We start from the raw sequence: 19,336 nt of genomic DNA on the forward strand, positions 1-19,336 counted from the left end.
TGACCCTAGCTCCGACCCCATGCTAAGCAAGTGCTCAGCAATTCACGCAATCGCGAACAGACCCGCCAGCCCCGGGAGGCCTCGGACATGACCGACTTCGACACGATCGACTACTTCACCGATCCGTCCCTGGTGCCCGATCCCCACCCGTACTTCGACCACCTGCGCAGCAAGTGCCCGGTGGTCCAGGAGCCGAACTACGGCGTGCTGGCGGTCACCGGCTACGAGGAGGCCGCGACGGTCCTCAAGGACTCGGACACCTTCTCGTCCTGCATCGCCGTGGCTGGGCCCTTCCCGCCGCTGCCGTTCACTCCCGAGGGCGACGACATCACCGACCAGATCACCGCGCACCGGCAGCAGATGCCGCTGTTCGAGCACATGGTCACCATGGATCCGCCCGACCACACCAATGCCCGCTCCCTGCTCAACCGGCTGCTGACGCCCAGCCGGCTCAAGGAGAACGAGGACTTCATGTGGCGACTGGCCGACGAGGTTCTGGACGACTTCGTCGCCGCCGGCCGGTGCGAGTTCCTATCCGCGTATGCAAAACCGTTCTCGCTGTTGGTGATCGCCGACATGCTGGGTGTCCCCGAGGCCGACCACGAAGAGTTCCGCACGGTGCTGGGCGCACCGCGTCCCGGCGCCAACGTGGGCTCTCTCGACCACAGCGACCTGGTCAGCGCCAATCCGCTGGAGTGGCTCGACGAGAAGTTCATCGGCTACCTGGAGGACCGCCGCAAGGAGCCCCGCGACGACGTGCTGACCGCGCTGGCGACGGCCAAGTACCCGGACGGTTCGACCCCGCCGGTGATCGAGGTGGTGCGGTCGGCGACCTTCCTGTTCGCCGCCGGACAGGAAACCACCACCAAGTTGCTCACCGCCTCGCTGCGGGTGCTCGGCGACCATCCCGAGGTGCAGGAGCGGCTGCGCCGCGACCGTAGCCGCATCCCCGTGTTCGTCGAGGAGGCACTGCGGATGGACGCTCCGGTCAAGAGCCAGTTCCGGCTGGCCAAGAAGAACACCCGCGTCGGCGACATGGACGTGCCGGCCGGGACCACGATGATGGTGTGTCCCGGCGCGGTCAACCGCGACCCGAAGCGCTTCGACCACCCGCACGAATTCGACTTGGACCGCAAGAACGTTCGCGAGCACATCGCGTTCGGCCGTGGCGTGCACTCCTGCCCGGGCGGACCGCTTGCACGCGTGGAGGGCCGGGTCTCGATCGAGCGGATCCTGGACCGGATGGGCGACATCGCAATCGACGAGGAACTGCACGGCCCGGCGGGAGCGCGTCGTTACAACTACGAGCCGACGTTCATCCTGCGCGGACTGACCGAGCTGAACATCACGTTCGACCCTATTCGCTGACCGGGACCGAATCCGGGTCGGTCTTGACGGCGAAACCGGCCGACCCAGGCCTTCGGGGTTGATATTCTCCGCTGGGAACAACGGCGGTCTCCACCAAGGAGATTGACCTTCCAGAAGTCTCGGCGCTCCCCGGGCGGTTCACCCGCAGCGCCGCTCAGTGTGGAGGAATGTGTTGAAGCCGGTTCTCTTGAGCGCTGTTCTGGCCGCCACGGCGCTGGTGGCGCCGCCGCCGGCGTCGGCGGCGATGTTCTTCGGCAACTACGCCATGCACATCCCCGACCGCAGGGACTTCCACACCTACATCTGGGCGGCGAATTCCCCGTGCCGTAACCCGGACAACTCCAAGCGCACCGACTGCATACGGGTCAACATCGAACCGCAGCCGATCGCCAAGGCGGCCTACGCCAGCGTGGACGCATGGCTGGCCGACGGCCGCTACACGCTGGTGGTCGACGATCCGTTCGGGTTGCGCTGCGGGGACATCTATTACGGGCCGACCATCCCGACGCACGACGTGTACACGTGGGACGCAACCACGCTCGCCGGACAGATGGTGTCCACGTTCGCCGCGGGATGCGACGGCGCACCGGGCGGGCAGCGCACCTACCCCTTCTTCCTGACCAGGATGTGACGATGACGAAGACGATGGCAACCGCGACGACCCGCACCAAGACGGTCACGACCACCGCGCTGGCCGCCGCCGTGGCGGGAGCGGTGAGCTTCGCAGCGCCCGTCTCCGCGCAGGGGCCGCCGATGCACCAGGTGCGCTACACGGTCACCTCCGACGCGCCGCACTTCGCGCGCATCTACTACCGCAACGTCGAACCTGCGGTGTTCTCGGACTACAGCCACAATCCGTTCATCTTCAGCCCCAAGGCCGAAGTCGAGATCGGCCCGGACCGGCCGTGGGTACTCGATGCCCAGCTCGCCGACCCGACCATGTGGGCGATGGTCACCGTACAGAGCGCCGAGTCAGCGGAACTCGCCACACCGGCCTCGGCGCTGTCCGCCTCGAGTTTCTCCTGCGAGCTGTCCGTCGACGGCGTCGTGGTGAAGACCAACAGCGGAAGCAAGGGCGCGTTGTGCTCGATTCGTAACTGGTGACCCGGCGTCTCCTGGCGCCGGTGTCGCACCGGTCCTGACGCGGCGACGCGTCAGGCGTCGCCGCGGCGCCAGCGGCTTTCGCCGTTCATCGCCACGCACGCCAGGAACAATCCGTCCGGTGCCTGCGCGAGTGCGTTGGCGTAGCCGGTGCAGTCGCTGTTCTCGTCCCTGATCCCGGCCATAGGCGGCGAGCGGAACCAGCGCGGCTCGAGTCTCCGCGGAGACCCGCAGAACACCAGCCGGCCCGGCCGGGTCGACACCCCGGCGACCGCGGTGCCGAAGACGAAATAGCTGGTGTTCGAACAGTAGGACCCTTGCACGACATTCGGGGTGATGCCCGGAACGCAGAACGCGTCGTTGCACGTTTGCGGCTGGCCCGGAGGTTGAGCTTGAGCCTGCGGAGCAGTCAGCATTCCCGCGGCCACCACCGTTGCCGCCGCTATCCCAGTCAGACGCACGACACCACTCTCGCATATCTCGGAAAACGAACTCTCGATATTGGAGAATATCGCAGCGGAGAAATTTATGCGCTCCCGGTCCGCCTTCGCAATCCGGTTGAAGCACAACGCCTCTAGTTCGAAACTGATATTCTCCGCAATTGAGATCCCTACTATCCGCGACGGAGGAGCCACGCCGATGTCGGCCTCCAAGATGACTGCCGGTGCCGCGATCGTAGCGGCCACCACCGTAGCCAGTGTCATGTTCGCCGGATCCGCAGGCGCAGAATCGGACTGGGGCATCAACGGCACCTTCACCGTCTCGTCGAACGGTGACCTGGCCAGGATCAACGAGCGCTACCAGGACCAGCCGGGCGAGCGCGCAACGTGGACCGTCTCCACGCAGTGCATCTCGCCCAACGAGTGCGCCGGCACGGTGAACAGCGACGAAGGCTGGAGCGCACCGATTTACACGACCAACGGCCTCTGGTACGTCAAACGTGTGGTGCCCGGATGGCGGTACTGCGCCGACGGTCAACCGGTCGAAGGCCTGCGGACCTACAAGATCTACCCGGTGGGATTCGACGGCCACTACAACGCCGCTTCCGACGAATATGCCGGGGAGAACCAGACGCTGGGTCCCAGCGGCTCGTGCGGCCGCAACCAGTGGCCCCAGATCAGGATGCCGTTCTACATGCGCAAGATGTAGACGCAAACTTCATCTGCACAACGAGAACCGGCCCCAGGCGAATCGCCCGGGGCCGGTTTCTCGTTCTGTGCGTGCCGTCAGATCGGCATCATCTCGCGCCACGACTTCGGCGTCTGAGCCAGATCCGCCTGCCGGTACAGCTTTCCGTCGCTGCCCATATACTCCCCCGTCCTCGGGTTGTACTTGGCGATCGCGACCGACGGCCCCTGCGACGTGTCGCTCTGGGCCGAGCTCGGCGAGTACACGGGCTCGGGCTGCGGCACCGGAACAGCCGTCGGCGGCAGGTGCAGATCGTCCGCGGACACGCCGGGGGGGATCGGCACCTCAGTCGCCCCCGGACGCTGCGCCGGCGGAGCCGGAACCGCCGCGGGATCGGTCACCTGGGCCGGGGCCGGCGGGATCACCGGCGGCGTGGTGTAGAGCGGCTGCCCGGGCAGCAGGGCGCCCGGCCCGGTCCCCGCGTAGTTCGGCGGCGGCGCAGGCGGTGCGGGTATCCGCGGCGGCGGCGCGGTCACACCGGCAGGCAACGGGGTGCCCTCGATCGGACCGAAGGTGTTGTCGTCCAACTCCGCCCGCGAGTCGATCGGGACGCCCTGGGACACCAGGTTCGGGTCCAGCGGGTAGGGCCCGAGCGCATGCTGACGCTGCGCCAGCGGTGAGTATCCGGAGGGGTCGTTGCACAGTTCGACCGTCGGTGCGCGCTTGCCGGGATGCTCCATGCACGGGTAGTTGCGGGCACCGCGCACCGCGACCGGTGAGTCCTGCGGCAGCTTGCAGTAGAGCCCGTCCGGGGTGTCGATGACCGTCTCGTCGGACGGGCTGCGCCACGCCGAGGGCGGCAGGAACCCGACCGTGCAGGCCGCCGGATCACCGAGCCCCAGCGAGAACTCCCCGTTGGGCAGGCCGGACGGATTGTTCGTCGGCGCGTAGGTCTGGATCTGCGACACGAACGGCGGAACGAGTACAAGCAACTGCTGGATCGACGGATTGTAGGTCACTCCGATCTGACCGAAGGTGGTCAGATTGGCAAGCAGCACAGGCAGTGTCGGCTTCACCTGCTCCAACAGCCGTGCGGTCTCCTGGGCGAAGCCCGGTCCGTTGCGCAGGATCGCCCGCACCTGCGGGTCGTTGTTGGACACTTGGTCGGTGATGCCGGCCAGGCTGGCCGCCCAGGTCCGGATCGAATCCGTGGTTTCGGCCTGCGCGGCGAGGAACGGCACCGCGTCCTCGGTCAGCGCCCGGGTCTGGTCGGACACCGCGTTGGCGTCGCGGGTGACGGTCGAGGCCGAGTCCAGCAGCGATCCGAAATCGTATCCGGTGCCGTTGAACGCGTTGAACGACTCGTCGAGCAGCCGGGACAGACTGTCCTTCGGGATGGTGTCCATCAGGGCGCTGACCTGGTCGAGCATCGGACCGACGGCCTGCGGGATCGTGGTGTCGCCCATCGCGATCACCGACCCGTTCTCCAGGTACGGCCCGGAGTCGGTGCGCGGCAACAACTCCACGTACTGCTCGCCGACGGCGGACATGCTGCGCACCTCGGCGTCCAGATCGGCCGGGATCTGCGGCGAACGGACCAGCGACATCGTGGCCACCGCCCCCCGGTCGGTCAGCTCCACCGACTGCACCTTGCCCACCTGGGACCCCCGGTAGGTGACATTGCTGAACTGGTAGAGACCGCCTGCGGCGGGCAGTTCCATCTTCACGGTGATGCGGCCGATGCCCAGCAGCATCGGCACCTGCAGGTAGGCGAAGAGCATCGTGGACACGCCCACGATCGAGGCGATGGTGAAGATGACCAGCTGGGTACGGACGAAACGGGTGAGCATCAGCGACCACCTCCGGGAGCGGCCGGGCTGCCCATAGGGTCCGGCGAAGATCGGATCGCCCGGCTTGGGCGGCGCGGGCGGGGCCGGCGGCGGCACCCCCGGCATCGACAGCGGCGCCGGCGGGGTGACGGGCAGGATCGGTCCGACCTCAGCCGGGATCGGAAGCGGCGCAAGGACGGCCGCCTCGTCGGTCCTGCCGATTCCCGGCGGTTGCGGCGGCGACGGGGGGAACACCTGGTCACCGAGCGACGGGATCGCGTTCGCCGGCGCGTCGAGGCCCATCTTCAGCGGATCGTAGGTGTACTGCAGATAGTTCGGGTCGCCCGGCGCCGGAATCAATTGGGCGCCTTCCTGTTCCCACCGTGTTCCGAGGAACAGGCTGCGCTTCAGGCGCGGGATCGTGAAGTCGACGATGGCGAACAGGTTGTAGTAGTCACCCCGGATCGCGCGGTCGATGAAGCTCTGCGTGAACGGGAAGTGCACGGCGAATTCCAGGATGCTGTTCAGGTCGGGCCCGATGTCGGCGAACGCCTTGATGGTGGGCTGCAGGTTCTCCAGGTTGCGCACCAGGTCGGCCTGCGAGTCGTTGACGAACTTCGTGGTGGTGTCGCTGAACGTGCCGAGCTTCTGCAGGGCCGTGGTCAGTCGCGGGCGCTCCTTCACCAGCACGTCGATGGCGGGCGGGATCCGTTCCAGCGCCAGGGTGATGTCGTCGCGCTGTTCGGCGAACGTCGACGCGAGCCGGTTCAGGGATTCGATCGAGGACACGATGTTGTCCCGCTGCGCGTCCAGGGTGCCGACGAAATTGTCGAGCCGGCCGAGCAGTTCGCGGATCTCGCCCTCGCGCCCGCTGAGCGCGGTGCTCGCATTGTTGATCACCTCGCCGATCTGGCCCAGCCCGCCGCCGTTGACGACTGCGGCAAGCGCCGACAGCGTCTGCTCGGTCGTCGGATAGGTCGACGAATCGTTGAGCCCGATGGTCGAGCCCGCCGCGAGCCTGCCCTCCGGGTCTTCGCCCGAAGGCGGATTCAGGGCCAGGTGCATCGACCCCAGGAGGCTGGTCTGGCCGACGCTGGCCACCGCGTTGGCGGGCACCGCGACCCCTGGTTTCACCGAGATCTCGACCTGCGCGTGCCAGTCCTTCACCGTCAGGCTCCGCACGCTGCCGACGACGACGTCGTCGATCATCACCGGCGAATTGGGTTCGAGTGTGGCGACGTTGGCAATCTCGACCAGGTACACCTCGGAGTCGGGGCCGCGGCCGACCGCACCGGGCAACGGCAGCGAGTTCACTCCCTGGAAGCTGCAGCCGCTCAGCGTCAGCGCGACGCACGCGCCGGCGACGACGACTCGTCGCGTCGTTCTCGGACCGGTCATGCGGGTGGCGTCCCTTCTGCGGGCAACGGCGCTTCGGCGGGTAGCGGTGCTGCCGGTGCCGCGCCACCGGGGGTGAGCATGGCGTCGACCGACGGTGCCACGTTGGAGGACGGCACGTTCGGGGGCACCACGGGCGGTGCGCCCGGCAGCAGCTGCTGCGCTCCCGGCGGGGCGACGCCCGGCGGACGACCGGTGAACGGCGCCGGCGGCGGCGGTCCCGGCGCGTAGGCCGATACCGTCGGCGGGATCTCCGGTGGCGCCGGCGTACCGCCGCCACCACCGGGGGCCAGGCGGGCCTCGGAGTAGATGAGGTTCTCCGGGTTGGCCGACGGCATCAGGTACGGCGCGATCGGGAACGGCAGGTAGTTGAAGTTCAGCAGCCGCAGGCCCGGGCCCAGGTACTGGGCGCACAGCTTCGCCGTCTCGGGCGCCGTGGTGTTCTCGATGGCCCCGATGGCCCCGCAGATGAACTCGACCGGGTTGGAGAAGTTGTTCAGCACGAACTGTCCCACCGCGCTGCCGACATCGGGGTTGTAGATGTTGTAGGCGTTGGACAACGCGTTGGGCGCGATGTGCAGCAGGTTCTCGATCTCCAGCTTGTTGTCGAGCAGGTTGCGGGTCACGTTCGCCAGCCGCTCCACCTGCTCGGAGGCCTGGTCGCGGGTGCCGGATACGAAGCGCTGCACGTCGACGACGGCCACCGACAGGTTCTTCAGGGCCGCATCGAGATCCGACCGGCTGCCGTCGACCACGCTGGTGAGCGTCGCCAGGCGGTTCTGGAACAACATCACCTGCTCGTTGCTGTCTTTCAGTGCGGTGACGAAGGTCTGCAGGTTCGTGATGATGTCGACGACGTTGCCGCTGCCCTCGGCCAGCACCCGGGCGACGCCGGAGAGCTGGGAGATCGTCTCGCGCAGCTTCTCTCCGTTGCCCTCCATTGCGTTGGCGGCGGTGTCGATGAAACGCGACACCGACGTGCCGTCCACCCCGCTCTGCGGGCCCAGATCGGTGGACAACCGGGTCAGTTGCTCCTTGACCTCGTCCCACTCGACGGGAATGGCGGTGCGGTCCAACGGGATCACCGTGTCGTCGGGCATCGTCGGACCGCTGGTGCGGTACGCGGGCGTCAACTGGACGTAGCGCGCGGCGACCAGGTTCGGCGCGACGATCACGGCCTTGGCGTCAGCCGGCACCGGGACGTCCCGGTCGATGCTGAGCACCATCCGGGTGTGCGTGCCCTCCGGCGTGATCGATTCGATGGAGCCGACCTCCACGCCCGACACCCGGACTTCGTCGCCCGGGTAGATGCCGGTCGCGGACGTGAAGAGCGCCGAGATCGTACGCGGCCCGAAGTAGAGCTGGCGCACCATGTACGCACCGCCGGCGACCAGCAGGGCCACCAGTGCCACCGCGACGATCGTCGTAACCCGCCTGCGCCCCATCAGCGCGTACCTCCTGGAATCCCGTTGTACGGCAACGGAAGCTCTGCACGGGGGCCTGCCTGGTCCGGCGGCTTACCCGCGTTGGTGCCGCGCCGGAACCCGAACGCGTAGTCGAAGAACGGCTGCAGCAGCTGTGCGGGCTGCAGGTTCGGCACGAACGCGTTGTAGTACGGGCCGTTGGCCAGGGTCTCACCTTGGGCCAGGATGAACTTCTTGATGCTCGGCAGCATCTTGGCGATGTTCTCGCGGTTGCGTTCGAGCATCTCCATCACGGAGTTGAGCCGCGTGAGGGTCGGCGCGAGCTCGGCCTCGTTGTCGGCGACCAGGCCGCTGAGTTCCTGCGCCACCGCCGAGGTGTTCGCGAGCAGGTCCACGATCGCCTCCCGGCGCGTGTTCAGCACGCCGAGCAGGTCGTTGGCGTTCAGGATCAGCGTGTTGAGCTGCTGGCTGCGTTCGGAGAGCACCTCGGTCACGTCGCTGGCGCTGGCGAGCAGCGACGCGAGATTCTCGTTGCGTTCGTTGATCGATCGCGACAGTCGACTCAAGCCGTCGAAGGTCGGCCCCAGGCGCGGCGCGATCTGGTCGATGGTCGCCGACAACGTGTCCAGCGACTGGTTCAGCGACGACGTGTCGGTGCCTGCCGTGTTGGCGGCCAGATCGCCGACCGCATCGGTGAGCGAGTACGGCGACGACGTGCGCGTGGTCGGGATGACGTCGCTCGAATCCAGGCTGCCGCTGCCGTCGGATTCCAGTGTGATCACCCGCTCGCCCAGCAGGGAGCCGGTGCGGATGTGCGCGGTGGTCTGGGATCCGAGCGGATACTTGCCGGCGATGGTGAAGGTCACCAACGCGTCGCCGTTCTCCAGTTCGACGTCGGTGACGCTGCCGATCTTGATACCGGAGAGCGTGACGTCGTTGCCGACGGTGATGCCGCCGGCCTCGGTGAACAACGCCTGATGGCGGATCGAGGTGGCCCACTGGATCAGCCGCTCGGGCTGCAGACCGACCGCGATCACCAGGATGATCAGCATGGCGCCGATGAAACCGGCCTTGACCAGGTTGGATTCACGATATTTCAGCATCAGGGTTCCCCGCACCTTCCGCTCTCTTGTTTCAGCATGGGGAAGACCGCGGTCCGACCTTGCAGGTCGGTGACCCGGAATGACAAGCCGCAGATGTAGTACATGATCCAGCTGCCGTAGGACCCGAGGCGGGCCAGCTTGCGGTAGTTCTCCGGCCCGCGCTGCAGCGACCGTTCCAGCACGATCTGGTGGTCGTCGAGCAGGGGCGCCATTCGGTTGAGCTCATCGACCGTGCCCGCCAGCGAGGGGCGCGCCTGCGAGAGCAGACTCGCGATCGACGCGGTTCCGTTGTCCAGCGCGGTGATCGCGGTGCCGATCGGGTCCCGGTCCTCGGCGAGGCCGCTGATCAGTTGCTCCAGACCGTCGATCGCGGTGGAGAACTTGTCGCCGTCCTTGCCGAGCGTGGCGACGACGCTGTTGAGGTTGTCGATCAGCTGCTGCACCACCGCGCTGTTGTCGGCGATGGAGGTCGAGAACGACGACGTCTTGCTCATCAGGGAGTCCAGCGTGTTGCCCTGCCCCTGGAAGATCTGGATCAGCGCCGAGGTGAGCGCGTTGACGTCACGCGGATTCAGTCCCTGGATGACCGGTCGCAGGCCGCCGAGCAGCAGGTCCAGGTCGAGCGCCCCGGCGGTGCGCTGCTCGGGGATCTGCGACCCTTCGGGCAGCACGCGGGTCGACCCGGGTCCGTCGAGAAGCTCCAGGTAACGGTCGCCGGTCAGGTTCAGGTAGCGCACAGCGGCTTTCGTGCCGGTGGTCAGCACGACGGTCCGGTCGGCGTCGAAGTCCACCAGCACGCTCTTGTCCTGCTGCAGCGACACACCCTTGACGGTGCCGACCCGAACGCCGGCCACCCGCACCGAATCTCCGCTCTTGAGCCGCGACGCGTCGGCGAAGATCGCCGAATAGCCGGACGTGGAACCACTGCGGTACTGGCTGAACGTCATGAACAGGAACGCGGTGAGCACAGTCATCACGGTGGCGAACACGCCGAACTTGACGAGAGTGGCCGTGGTGCGCGTCATCCCGGTTGTCCGATCTGTGCGGTGTTGCGCGGCGGGCCGTCCAGCGGTCCGAACAGCAACTGCTTGAGGCCGTCGGAGTTCAGCAGGATGCCCTGGTTGCCGTACTGCCACGGGTTGGCGTTGGTGTCGGTGACGAGGTACTTGGCCCGGTTACCGAATCCGATGTACGGCAGGCCCATACACTGCGGGCCGCCCTTGGCCGCCACCTTCGGCAGGTTCTGCGGGTAGCGGTAGCGCTCGATGCCCAGCGTGAACGCGACGTTGACGAGGACGCCGGGATCCATCTGCGGCGGCTGGTGCAGGACGTACTCCATGCCCTGCAGCGTGCAGTTGATCGCGGGTGCGTATTCCTTGAACAGGTCGGTGGTGGGAGCGATCAGCTCGAGGACGTTGCTGACGGCCTCCCGGTTGCTGCCGAGCACGTCGTTGCCGACGTCGGCCAGCCCGATCGCGCTGACCAGGAACGCGTCCAGATTGTCCTGTTCGTCGACGATGCCCTCGCTGAGGGTGATCGAATTCTGCACGGTGCGAAGCAGATCCGGGGCGGCGTCGGCGTACGCGTCGGCCACCGGCGCGGTCAGCTCCAGGTCGCGGCTCAGCGCGGGCAGGCTGGGCTCCAGTTTGGCCAGCAGCGCGTTGAACTCGGTCAGGCTCTGGCCGAACTTCTCACCGCGGCCGGAGAACGCGGAGGAGATCGCGCCGAGCGTCTCGTTGAGCTTGGTCGGGTCGACCTTCTCCAGCACCGAGACCAACTGCTGGAACACGGTGTTGGCCTCGATCATCACGTGATCGCCCTCGAGCGTCTGCCCCTTCTGCAGCGGTTTCGGCGACGGGGTGGACGGTGCGACGAGTTGCACCGACTTCGCGCCGAAGACGGTCGATGAGGCGATGTCGACCCCGACGTTGCTCGGAATCAGGTGCATCTGGGACGAGTCGATCGCCAATTTCAGCGCCGCCGTGCCGTCGGGCCGGTAGTCGATCGCCTCGACCGTCCCGACCTGCACGCCGCGCATCTGCACCTTGGCGTCCGGGTTCATCACCAGGCCGGCGCGGTGCGAGATCACGGTCACCGGTGTGGTGGTCCGTAGGTCGCCGCGGAACAGCACCACGGCGATCGTGAGCGCCGCGATGATCGCGACCACCAGTCCGAGGCCGGCCAGCGGCCGGACGTAACTGCGTGTCACCTGTCCCCCTAGCCCGACAGATTGAAGTTGCCGTTGGAGCCGTAGATGGACAGCGACACCAGAAGCGTCACCGACACCACGACGATCAAGGATGTCCGTACTGCGTTACCCACGGCGACACCGACTCCGGAGGGTCCGCCGGAGGCGAAGTAGCCGAAGTACGTGTGGATCAACAGGATTGTGATCGCCATCAGAATTGCCTGCAGGAAAGACCACAGCAGGTCGATCGGGTTGAGGAACGTGTCGAAGTAGTGGTTGTACAGACCACTGGACTGCCCGAACAGCACGGTCGTGGTGAACTGGCTGGCCAGGAAGGACAGGATCACCGCGATCGAGTACAGCGGGGTGATCGCGATCATGCCGGCCACGATCCGGGTCGACACCAGGTACTCGACCGGCCGGATTCCCATCGACTCCAGCGCGTCGATCTCCTCGTTGATGCGCATGGCGCCCAGCTGGGCGGTCACGCCGGCGCCGAACGTGGCGGCCAGACCGATCCCGGCCACCACCGGCGCCGAGATGCGCACGTTGATGAACGCCGCGAGAAAGCCGGTGAGCGCTTCGATCCCGATGTTGCCAAGCGACGAGTAGCCCTGCACCGCCAGGGTTCCGCCTGCGGCCAGTGTCAGGAATCCGACGATCACCACGGTGCCGCCGATCATCGCCAACGTCCCGGCGCCCATGGAGATCTCGGCGATCAGCCGGATGATCTCCTTGCGGTAATGCACGGCGGCGTGCGGCACCCCGGCCAGCGACCGGGCGTAAAAGATCGTGTGGTCGCCGATGCCCGACAGCAGGGCCACCGGACGACCGGCGTAGTGGACCAGCCGCGGGAACCGCGACCGAATGACTGTGGAAGTACCCATGCCGCCCGCCCTAGCCCGTCGTCATCCGGATGCCGATGGCCGTGACGAGCACGTTGATCACGAACAGCGCCATGAACGCATACACCACCGTCTCGTTGACCGCGTTGCCGACCGCCTTGGCGCCACCGCCGGTGATCGTCAGCCCGCGGTAGCACGCCACCAGGCCCGCGATCAGGCCGAACAGCGCCGCCTTCACGCAGGAGATGATCACTTCGGGCACCCCGGTGAGCAGCGTGATGCCGGCGGCGAAAGCTCCGGGGTTGACGTCCTGGATGAACACCGAGAAGAAGTAGCCGCCCAGAATGCCGATGATCACGACCAGGCTGTTGAGCAGCAGCGCCACCAGGCCGGAGGCCAGCATCCGCGGGGTGACCAGCCGCTGCACCGGGTTGATGCCCAGCACCTCCATCGCGTCGATCTCCTCGCGGATGGTCCGCGAGCCCAGGTCCGCGCACATCGCGGTCGCACCCGCCCCGGCCACGATCAGCACCGTCACCATGGGTCCCACCTGGGTGACCGCACCGAATGCCGCGCCGGCGCCGGACAGGTCCGCAGCGCCCAGCTCGCGCAACAGGATGTTGAGGATGAAGCTGACCAGCACCGTGAACGGAATGGCCACCAGCAGCGTCGGGGCCAGGGACACCCGCGCGATGAACCAGCATTGCTCCAGGAACTCCCGCCACTGGAACGGGCGGCGGAACACGAACACGACGGCGTCGGCCGACATCGAGAACAGGCCGCCCACGGCCTGCATCGGCCCCGTGAGGTTGCGGATCTGCCCGATCCCGGGCGACCAGCGTTCCGGTCCCTTACTTGCCATGGGTTTCGGGTCCCTCCAGGATTGTCACAGCCGACACCGCCGTCGGACCGCCGACGGTGTGTGCCAATGCGATTCGGGCACCGTCGACCTGGTTGACGGCCTCGCCCCGCAGTTGGGCGAACAGTTCCACGCATTGAGCGACCCCGGTGGCGCCCGGCGGATGCCCCTTGGCCTTGAGCCCGCCGCTCGGGTTGACCGGCAGCGCCCCTCCGACGCTGGTCACCTCGGCCTCCAGAAGTTTGTAGCCACCGAGCCTCTCGGCGAAGCCCAGGTCCTCATAGCTCATCAGCTCGATCCCGGTCAGGAAGTCGTACACCTCGGCGACGTCCACGTCGGCCGGTGTTCTGCCCGCCATCGCGTAGGCCTGCTTGGCCGCGCGGGTGGTCGCCGGGAACGTGGTCATGTCCGCCTTGTGCTGGTGCATCACCGAATCCAGGCCGAGTCCGACACCGCTGACCCAAACCGGCCGGTCGGTGAATCGGTCGACCACGTCTTCCGCGGCGACGACCAGTGCCGCGGCACCATCGCTCGGCGGTGCGCAGTCGTACAGGCGGAAGGGGGTGACCACCGTAGGTGCGTTCAGTGCCTGCTCCATCGTGATCTCAAAGCGCAACCGCGCCTTGGGGTTGTTGAGTCCGTGGCGGTGGTTCTTGACCGCCACCATAGCTAAGTGTTCTTCAGTTGCCGGCGATTCGTGGAGATATCGGCGAACATGTAGCGCGAATCCCGCAGGCGCCACCAGACCGAGCGGATAGTCCCAGGCCATGTCGCGTGCCATGGCCTCCCATTCCCACACCATCTCCGCGCTGGTGGTGTCGCGGAGCTTGTCCGCGCCCATCACCAGAGCCACGTCGAAGGCTCCCGAACCGACGGCGAACAGTGCATTGCGGAGCGCGTCATGGCCCGTCGCACAGGAGTTCTCGACTCGTGTGACGGGCAGTTCGGGGGTGCCCAGCGTGTCGGCCAGGATTCCGGAGGGAAACCCGTCAGCGGTGCCCATCGCCCCGATCCACGCCGCCTGCAGATCCGACTTCGACAGGCCCTTGTCCACCGTGGCGGCGCACGCCGAGAACGCCATCGGCAGCAGGTCCTTGATGCCGAGCGCGAAGTGCTCGGCAAACGGCGTCATCCCGGCGCCGACGATCGCGACCCTTCTCACGCCGCTCCCCTGGTCTGGGCACCGACCGCGTCGGGCTCGAACGCGTAGCCGTAGTCCGGGACCCCGGATCGCATCGCGACGCGCCGGAGCACCAGGCGGCCCCGATCGCCGATGGCGACCGAACCCGGCGCCACCCCGGTGACTTTGACCAGCGCCCGAACCCCGACGCCGTCGAGTGCCACGATCGCCAGCGAGTACGGCGTCCGCAGTCCCGGAACCGGGATGTGCACGGTGGTCTCCGTGTACACGGTGCCGGTGCGCGGCAGCGGGACCAGTTCGTAATCGGTGGCCAGCGCCCCGTCGGCGCCGACGCGGTAGCGGGGCGGAAAGTCCAGTTCGTCCGAGCCCGCGAACAGCCCTGCCTCCCAACGCACTTTCGACTCGAAAGCACGCTCGTATGCGGCCAGGGAGATCGGGATATCGGTGCCGGTGGCCGAGATCCCGTCCGGCACCGCGCGCGCGGCGGGCTCCCTGCGATGGGTCCGCGCGCTGCCGCCACTCACGCTGATCCCCGACAGGATGGCCTGCTCCACCGCGACCAGCGGGCCCGATCGGCCCTGCTCGGCCAGGGCGGCCAGCGCGAACAGACTCGCGCTGGCACCGCAGGTGGGCAGTGCGGGTGGGTCGCCCAGGCACAGCTCGATGGCACGCTCGTGATCGACACCGGCCACCGCCACCGGGGTGTCCAGCCACGCGGCGGCCAGCGACGCGATCAGGCCCCGCTCGTGCAGCAGTCTCGGGTCCCCGTAGTCGTGCACGTCGCCGGTGGCCTTGCGGGTCCGCACCGGCAGGCTGCGCGCGACCCGGGCCGCGGTGCGCACCTGCAGACCCCGCTCGCCCGTCACGATGGCGGCGGCGCCGGCAGGCGCCAGGTCCGCACCGATGATCAGCGTGCGCGGCCGCGCCGAACTGACCGCATCGACGGTCGCGGGCGCCCCGCCGAGCCGTTCGTCGACCTCCAGTTCGGGATCCAGGCCGAGCCCGGCCAGCAGCACCGCGGCGTTACTGCTCTCCAGCAGAGGCAGATCGCGACTGACGAACACCACCCGCTCGACCGCGCCACCGCCCGTCAACGCCGCCCGGCCGGCCTCGACGGCCATCGTGACGGTGTCCTCGTCGTCGCCGGCGACCCGGTGCAGGGGGGTACCCCAACACGGCAGGTAGGTGCCGACGGACGCGACGTTAGGCATTGCGGATCTCCAGGTGTGGGATATCGACGGTCAGGTGACCGCACCTGCGGTCTTGAGCTCGATGATGCGGTCCCAGTCCAGCCCGAGCTCGACGAGGATGTCCTCGGTCTGCTCCGCGAAACCGGGGGCCGGTCCGGAGGCCGGCGCGGTGACGTCGAACTGTACGGGGTTGGCCACCAGCTCGAGTTCGCCTGCCTGAATGAGGTATTCGTTGGCGCGAACCTGTGCGTCCTCAGCCGCCTGGAGGGTGTCCTGCACCGGCGCCCACGGCCCGGCCAGCGTCGAGAACCGCTCACTCCACTCGACCAATGGCCGCTTCTTCATGGCTTCGGTGAGGATCTCGTTGGCCGTCGCGGTGTTCTCGGCGATCGCCTCCGCGGTGGCGAACCGCGGGTCGTCGGCCAGTTCGTCGAGATCCATGTGCCTGCACACGTCGGCCCAGAACTTGGTGGGCTGCATCATCACGAAGGAGATGTAGCGGTCGTCAGCGGTGGCATACAGCCCGACCAGCGGGTTGATCGGTGATCCGTGCACTCCCGGCGGGAACGCCTCCATGCGCTCGCCGAGGTGCTTGGTCAGCGCAACGGTGTGGCCCATCGCCCACAGACCGCTGCCCAACAGGGACACGTCGACGACCGACGGCTCACCGGTGCGTTCGCGCTTGAGCAGCGCCGCAGCGATACCGCCGGCGAGGTTGGTGCCCGAGATCGTGTCGCCGTAGGCCGGTCCGGGCGGGCCCACCATGCCGGGGGTGCCCGGCGGAGTGATGGTGGCGGCGGTGCCGGCCCGGCACCAGAACGCGGTCATGTCATAGCCGCCCTTGACCGACTCGTCCCCACGCGGTCCCAGCGCGCTGCCGCGCGCATAGACGATCGCCGGGTTCACCGCACGGATGTCGTCGACGTCGATGCCGAACTTCTTCCGGTGTCCCGGCAGGAAACTGGTCAGGAACACGTCCGCCCGACGGGCCAGTTCCAGCAGCACCTCTTTGCCTTCGGGCACCGACATGTCCAGACCGATGCTGCGCTTGAGGCGGTTGGCGTGCTCGATGTTCGGGTTCGGGTCGCCCTCCACCCGCAGCAGCCCGGTCTGGCGCAGGCCACGCTGCGGGTCGCCGGTGACCGCGTGCTCGACCTTGATGACGTCGGCGCCCCACTCGGCGAGCACCGCGCCCGCCGACGGCACGAAGCCGTACATCGCGACCTCGAGGACTCGGATCCCGTCCAACGGCTTGCTCATCAGTCTCGTCTCCTCTTCGCGCAAGCGCTCATCAGTGCCCCTCCGCCTCAGGCACCACTACTGCGAACGTCTTCGATTCCAGGAACTCTTCGAGGCCCGCCCGGCCCATCTCGCGGCCGATACCGGACTGCTTGAACCCCCCGAACGGGCTGTCGGGGCTGAAGTAATTACCGCCGTTGAGGGAGAAGGTGCCGGTGCGGATACGGCGGGCGACCGCGAGCGCGCGGTCGTGACTGCCGAACACGGCGCCCGACAGTCCGTAGATCGAGTTGTTCGCGATCCGCACCGCATCGTCGTCGTCCTCGTAGCCGATGACGGCCAGCACGGGGCCGAACACCTCTTCCTGGGCGATCTCGCTGTCGGGATCGACGTCGGCCAGCAGCGTCGGCGTGTAGAAGTAGCCGGGGTCGACCTTCTCGCCGCCGGTCACCAGAGTGGCGCCGGCCTCGACCGCGCGCTGGACCATGCCGTCGACCTTGTCGCGCTGCTTGGCGCTGATCAGCGGGCCCATGTAGGTCGACGGGTCCGTTGGATCCCCGAAACGCACGTGCCCGAAGTTCTTCTTGACCAGTTCGACGATCTCGTCCTTGTGGCGGTTGGGCACCAGCAACCGCGAGGTCAGCGCACATCCCTGGCCGGCGTGGGTGACCATGCTGAACGCGGAGAACATTGCGGCCGTGCCGAAGTCGGCGTCGTCGAGGACGATCGCGGCCGACTTGCCGCCGAGCTGAGGAACACCTTCTTCAGCGTGCCGCTGGCGGCGGCCATGATCGCCCGCCCGGTGGGGGTGGATCCGGTGAAGGTCACCATGTCGACGTCCGGACTGGTGGTCAGCGCAGCGCCGACAGCCGGGTCGGCGCCGGACAGCACGTTCACCACGCCGGCCGGGATGTCGGTGTGCTCGGCGATCAGCTCGCCGAGCGCCAACGTGATCAGCGGCGTGTCGGGCGCGGACTTCAGCACCACAGTGCAGCCGGCGGCCAGCGCCGGAGCCAGCTTGGCCAGTGCCAGCTGGTTGGGATAGTTGTAGGCGATGATCGCCGCGACGACCCCTGCGGCTTCCTTCTCCACCCAGCGGTGGTGTTGCATGCCGCGGCTCTCGATGTTGCCGAGATCTTCGGTCATCGGGTAGGTCTTCAGGAGTTCGGCGTAATACCGCACGATCTCGATCGGCTGATCCAACTGCGCGCCCTGGCACAGCGCCGGGGTGGCGCCAACCTCGGCGATGGTGAGGGCGGCCAATTCGTCGCGGTGCTCGACCAGTGCTGCGTGGAACTGCTCCAGGCAGCGGATCCGCAGCTCGGTGTCGGTCGCCCAGACGCCGGCGTCGAACGCGTGCCGGGCCGCGGTCACGGCGGCCTCGGCGTCGGCGACCGTCGCATCGGGGGCATGTCCGAGCACCCGGCCGGTCGCCGGGTTGAGCGAAGGAAACGTCCGCTCGGTCTCGAGCAGTTGCCCCCCGATCAGAAGGCGTCGCTGCGCGGCTGCGGCGCCTGCGATCGTGGCTGTTTCCTGCATCATCCTCCTCGGTAGCTGTGACGGCACAGGGGATATATAGGTGAGTGTGACGGAAACTGCATTCTCATCACCGGCGAATCATACATTCGCAGGATGAGAACTCAAGAAAATGCGTCGAACCGGCTCTGCCTGCGATAAACGGTGCGACAATCCACCGTCGGACGTCTCACCTGTGTGAACACACGCGACGAGATGTCTTGCGGTCTCGCAGGATCTGAGAGTACGGTTCTCATATTCGGAAGGATGGTTCTTGTTGACCGACGATTGGGCTGGAGCGCGCCGATGAAGAACGCTGTGGTGACCGGAGGGGCGTCGGGCATCGGCGCCGCAGTGGCCGAGCGGCTGCGGGCGGACGGCATGCGCGTCGCGACGCTCGACCTGAACCCAGGCGACGAGAAGTTCTCCTATGCCGCGGATGTCACCGACCGGGCCGCCGTCGATGCCGCACTCGATGCGATCCACGCCGAACTGGGCCCGGTGACCGTGCTGGTGAACGCGGCCGGGCTGGACCGCTTCAAGAAGTTCATCGACCTCACCTTCGACGAATGGCAGAAGGTGGTCGACGTCAATCTCAACGGCGTCTTTCACTGTGTCCAGGCAGTGCTGCCCGACATGATCGAGGCCGGTTGGGGGCGCATCGTCAACATCTCGTCGTCGAGCACGCATTCCGGCCAGCCCTACATGTCGCCCTACGTCGCCGCCAAGTCGGCCGTCAACGGACTCACCAAATCCCTTGCGCTGGAATACGGCCCCGACGGCATCACGGTGAATGCGGTTCCGCCGGGCTTCATCGACACCCCGATGCTGCGCAAAGCCGAGCAACGCGGTTTCCTCGGAGACACGCAGAAACAGATCGAGCAGACCCCGGTGCGGCGGATGGGCCGCCCGGAAGACATCGCCGCCGCGTGCGCCTTCCTCATCTCCGAGGAGGCCGGCTACATCACCGGACAGATCCTGGGCGTCAACGGCGGCCGGAACACCTGACCG

General features: G+C 67.4%; 16 protein-coding genes and 2 pseudogenes. 5 read left to right on the forward strand and 13 right to left on the reverse strand.

From position 1 onward, the window contains the following. Window positions 1-87: 87 nt before the first annotated feature. The 3 genes from C6A87_RS18960 (at window position 88) to C6A87_RS18970 (ending at window position 2,472) form a co-directional block, all read left to right on the forward strand. Complete coding sequence (locus C6A87_RS18960; RefSeq protein ID WP_311117991.1) at window positions 88-1,368, forward strand: cytochrome P450; 1,281 nt, start codon at window positions 88-90, stop codon at window positions 1,366-1,368. 187 nt (window positions 1,369-1,555) lie between these two features. Then, window positions 1,556-1,999: a hypothetical protein gene (locus tag C6A87_RS18965; RefSeq protein ID WP_396836899.1), complete on the forward strand. Its 444-nt coding sequence runs from the start codon at window positions 1,556-1,558 to the stop codon at window positions 1,997-1,999. Between the two features lie 2 nt (window positions 2,000-2,001). Beyond that, complete coding sequence (locus C6A87_RS18970; RefSeq protein WP_311113694.1) at window positions 2,002-2,472, forward strand: hypothetical protein; 471 nt, start codon at window positions 2,002-2,004, stop codon at window positions 2,470-2,472. 50 nt (window positions 2,473-2,522) lie between these two features. On the opposite strand, the gene C6A87_RS18975 is transcribed toward C6A87_RS18970, so the two are convergent. After that, window positions 2,523-2,885 carry a hypothetical protein gene (locus C6A87_RS18975; RefSeq protein WP_311117992.1) on the reverse strand — a complete coding sequence of 121 codons (363 nt, stop codon included), beginning with the start codon at window positions 2,883-2,885 and terminating at the stop codon, window positions 2,523-2,525. Between the two features lie 286 nt (window positions 2,886-3,171). Between C6A87_RS18975 and C6A87_RS18980 the strand changes: the two genes are divergently transcribed. Further along, window positions 3,172-3,618 (forward strand): hypothetical protein, encoded by a 447-nt coding sequence (locus tag C6A87_RS18980; RefSeq protein WP_311113695.1) that lies wholly within the window; start codon window positions 3,172-3,174, stop codon window positions 3,616-3,618. A gap of 77 nt (window positions 3,619-3,695) precedes the next feature. Here the strand turns inward: C6A87_RS18980 and C6A87_RS18985 are convergent, their stop codons facing one another. From C6A87_RS18985 to C6A87_RS19040, 12 genes and pseudogenes are all read right to left on the reverse strand, one after another. Next, on the reverse strand, window positions 3,696-5,447 hold the full coding sequence (locus C6A87_RS18985; protein ID WP_311117993.1) for an MlaD family protein: 1,752 nt from the start codon (window positions 5,445-5,447) through the stop codon (window positions 3,696-3,698). A 531-nt stretch (window positions 5,448-5,978) separates the two neighbouring features. After that, window positions 5,979-6,824: pseudogene (locus tag C6A87_RS18990) on the reverse strand (MCE family protein); the annotation flags it as partial. Further along, the gene (locus tag C6A87_RS18995) at window positions 6,821-8,266 is read right to left on the reverse strand and encodes an MCE family protein (protein ID WP_311113696.1); all 1,446 of its coding nucleotides are present in this window, start codon (window positions 8,264-8,266) and stop codon (window positions 6,821-6,823) included. The gene C6A87_RS18995 and the pseudogene C6A87_RS18990, both read right to left, overlap by 4 nt. Beyond that, a complete protein-coding gene (locus C6A87_RS19000; protein ID WP_311113697.1) occupies window positions 8,266-9,348 on the reverse strand; it encodes an MCE family protein in 1,083 nt (360 codons plus the stop codon). Before C6A87_RS19000 ends, C6A87_RS18995 begins: the two co-directional genes overlap by 1 nt. Next, window positions 9,348-10,373 (reverse strand): MCE family protein, encoded by a 1,026-nt coding sequence (locus C6A87_RS19005; protein WP_311113698.1) that lies wholly within the window; start codon window positions 10,371-10,373, stop codon window positions 9,348-9,350. The genes C6A87_RS19000 and C6A87_RS19005 overlap by 1 nt, the downstream gene beginning before the upstream one ends. Further along, a complete protein-coding gene (locus C6A87_RS19010) occupies window positions 10,370-11,557 on the reverse strand; it encodes an MCE family protein (RefSeq protein ID WP_311113699.1) in 1,188 nt (395 codons plus the stop codon). Before C6A87_RS19010 ends, C6A87_RS19005 begins: the two co-directional genes overlap by 4 nt. Window positions 11,558-11,565: 8 nt before the next feature. Further along, complete coding sequence (locus C6A87_RS19015; RefSeq protein WP_311113700.1) at window positions 11,566-12,423, reverse strand: ABC transporter permease; 858 nt, start codon at window positions 12,421-12,423, stop codon at window positions 11,566-11,568. A gap of 10 nt (window positions 12,424-12,433) precedes the next feature. Then, a complete protein-coding gene (locus tag C6A87_RS19020) occupies window positions 12,434-13,243 on the reverse strand; it encodes an ABC transporter permease (protein WP_311113701.1) in 810 nt (269 codons plus the stop codon). Beyond that, window positions 13,233-14,402, reverse strand: coding sequence for a thiolase C-terminal domain-containing protein (locus tag C6A87_RS19025; RefSeq protein WP_311113702.1), 1,170 nt, complete (start codon window positions 14,400-14,402; stop codon window positions 13,233-13,235). The genes C6A87_RS19020 and C6A87_RS19025 overlap by 11 nt, the downstream gene beginning before the upstream one ends. Beyond that, window positions 14,399-15,592, reverse strand: a complete 1,194-nt coding sequence (locus C6A87_RS19030) for an OB-fold domain-containing protein (protein ID WP_311113703.1) — start codon at window positions 15,590-15,592, stop codon at window positions 14,399-14,401. The genes C6A87_RS19025 and C6A87_RS19030 overlap by 4 nt, the downstream gene beginning before the upstream one ends. Before the next feature lie 30 nt (window positions 15,593-15,622). Beyond that, entirely contained in the window at window positions 15,623-16,831 is a 1,209-nt protein-coding gene (locus C6A87_RS19035) for a CoA transferase (RefSeq protein WP_311113704.1), read from the reverse strand. Between the two features lie 31 nt (window positions 16,832-16,862). Next, window positions 16,863-18,349, reverse strand: a pseudogene (locus C6A87_RS19040) (aldehyde dehydrogenase family protein). A gap of 282 nt (window positions 18,350-18,631) precedes the next feature. Here C6A87_RS19040 and C6A87_RS19045 point away from each other — a divergent pair. After that, entirely contained in the window at window positions 18,632-19,333 is a 702-nt protein-coding gene (locus tag C6A87_RS19045) for an SDR family NAD(P)-dependent oxidoreductase (RefSeq protein WP_311113705.1), read from the forward strand. The last annotated feature ends 3 nt before the right edge of the window (window positions 19,334-19,336 follow it).

It is taken from the genome of Mycobacterium sp. ITM-2016-00317, from assembly GCF_002968295.1.
In the GTDB taxonomy this organism is placed as follows: domain Bacteria; phylum Actinomycetota; class Actinomycetes; order Mycobacteriales; family Mycobacteriaceae; genus Mycobacterium.